The sequence below is a fragment of the Rhodococcus sp. EPR-134 genome, from assembly GCF_001647205.1.
Classification (GTDB): Bacteria; Actinomycetota; Actinomycetes; order Mycobacteriales; family Mycobacteriaceae; genus Rhodococcus_F; species Rhodococcus_F qingshengii.
In genome coordinates, this window is record NZ_LVCT01000257.1 from 1 (window position 1) to 2,211 (window position 2,211).

Annotated in this window: 2 protein-coding genes and 2 pseudogenes; all 4 read left to right on the forward strand. The window is 65.5% G+C overall.

Features of this window, described 5'->3' with window-relative positions; translation table 11 throughout:
- A pseudogene (locus A2J01_RS11490) lies at window positions 1-349 on the forward strand (cobyrinate a,c-diamide synthase); the annotation flags it as partial.
- 13 nt (window positions 350-362) lie between these two features.
- Window positions 363-746, forward strand: a complete 384-nt coding sequence (locus A2J01_RS11495) for a cobalamin biosynthesis protein (protein WP_007734999.1) — start codon at window positions 363-365, stop codon at window positions 744-746.
- Window positions 743-1,969 carry a uroporphyrinogen-III C-methyltransferase gene (gene cobA, locus A2J01_RS11500; protein ID WP_007735001.1) on the forward strand — a complete coding sequence of 409 codons (1,227 nt, stop codon included), beginning with the start codon at window positions 743-745 and terminating at the stop codon, window positions 1,967-1,969. The genes A2J01_RS11495 and cobA overlap by 4 nt, the downstream gene beginning before the upstream one ends.
- A gap of 11 nt (window positions 1,970-1,980) precedes the next feature.
- Window positions 1,981-2,211, forward strand: a pseudogene (locus A2J01_RS11505) (MFS transporter); the annotation flags it as partial.

Below are 2,211 nucleotides of genomic sequence, written 5' to 3' on the forward strand. Positions count from 1 at the left end.
TCTGCTCTACCTCGCTCGCAGCTTGGACGGTCACAGCATGGCCGGTGTGGTCGGAGTGGATGCGACGTTCGGGAAACGCCTGACCCTCGGGTACCGCGAAGCAGTGGCGATCAGCGACTCCAGCCTCTTCGAAGCAGGCTCCCGCGTCACCGGTCACGAGTTCCACCGAACGTCTCTCGTCTCGGCAGACGCGGACGGTTGCGGAAGTGCGTGGGGGTGGCGGCCCTGGGACGGCGGCAGTGTCCGCGAAGGATTTGTTCGCGGCGGCGTCCACGCGTCGTATCTCCACACTCATCCGGTGGGGCAGCCCGAATCGATCGCGAAGTTCGTCGATGCCGCACGGGGATGACCTCTGTATAGGCGTGGGATTCACGACGAGTGTCACCGCGAAGAACATCGTCGCTGCGGTGAAGGCTGTGCCCGCGGCGCAAGGGAAGATCGTGGTACTCGCCACTGTGGCGGCAAAAGCTGAGTCTTCGGCTCTTCTGACAGCGGCCCATGAACTGAACGTCCCGATTGTGAGTTTCGCCCCGGACGTACTTGCGCGAGTTCAAGTTCCGTCACCATCGCCTCGCGTCGAGAACGCCGTCGGAACGGCAAGCGTCGCGGAAGCGGCTGCGATCCTCGCGTCCGGGGGCGGCCGACTTGTGCTGGCCAAGACTGCCAGGGATGGAGTGACCGTGGCCGCGGCCCGTAAAGTTCCCTCCAGCTTGACCAATTCTGACAACGAAACGGAGTGCGAGTGAGCGAGTCCACCGCAGACGAGACCAACTACCTGGTCGGCCTCAACCTGACCGATCGACGCGTGGTCGTGTTCGGTGGCGGCACTGTGGCTCAGCGCCGACTCGGACTGCTGGTCGCCTCTGGTGCCCGCGTTCACGTCATCAGTCGCGCGTTCACTCCAGCCGTCGAAGGTATGGCCACTGCCGGTCAGATCACGGTCGAAGAGCGCCCGTACGCCGACGGCGACCTCGAAGGTGCGTGGTACGCCATCGCCTCGACCGACGAGCCGGAAACCAATGCGGCGATCGTCGCCGAAGCGGAGCGTCGCCACATCTTCTGCGTGCGCGCCGACAACGCGAAGCACGGCACCGCCGTCACTCCCGCGAGCGCCGAGTACGACGGTATGAGCATCGGAATTCTGGCGGGCGGCGATCACCGTCGTTCGGCAGCGGTCCGCACCGCCGTCGTCGAAGGTCTTCAGTCGGGCGTGCTCGCCGATACGGCCGAGCCTGCCGCTGCGGGTGTTGCTCTCGTCGGTGGTGGCCCCGGTGATCCCGATCTGATCACCGTGCGCGGACGCCGTTTGCTCGCCCGCGCCGACGTCGTCGTGGCCGACCGATTGGCTCCGCCGGAGTTGCTCGCCGAACTGGGTCCGGACGTAGAGGTGATCGACGCCGCGAAGATCCCGTACGGCCGTGCCATGGCTCAGGAGGCCATCAACGCCGCGCTGATCGACAACGCGAAGGCAGGCAAGTTCGTGGTCCGCCTCAAGGGCGGGGACCCGTACGTCTTCGGACGGGGATACGAAGAACTCGAAGCGTGTGCCGCTGCCGGCGTTCCGGTGACCGTAGTGCCCGGAATCACGAGCGCGATCTCGGTCCCGTCGGCCGCAGGCATCCCGGTCACCCACCGCGGCGTCACCCACGAGTTCGTCGTCGTCAGTGGGCACGTGGCTCCGGATCATCCGGATTCGCTGGTCGACTGGTCGGCGCTGGCCAAGTTGCGCGGCACGATCGTGCTGCTCATGGCGGTCGAGCGCATCGATCAGTTCGCGAAGGCACTCGTCGACGGTGGACGCCCGGCAACCACGCCGGTCACCGTCATCCAAGAGGGCACGCTGCGCACTCAGCGTGAACTTCGGGCCGATCTGGCGACCGTTGCTCAGCGCGTCAAGGACGAGGAGATCAAGCCTCCGGCGATCATCGTGATCGGGCCGGTCGCGGGCTTTTCCGTCGACGCTGGGTAACGTGAAGTCTTGTGTCTGACTCCCCAACATCTGAAACCGCTTCGGCGAATGCCCCGGTAGCGACTCGAGTCATCGGGCTTGCCATCATCGTCCTGAGTGGTTTGCAGATGATGGTGGTGCTCGACGGTACTGTCGCGAACCTCGCTCTGGCGCCATTGCAGGCCGACCTCGGGCTGAGCGACAGCGGCCGCAACTGGGTGTTGACCTCCTACGCGCTTGCGTTTGGTGGGCTCATGCTCCTC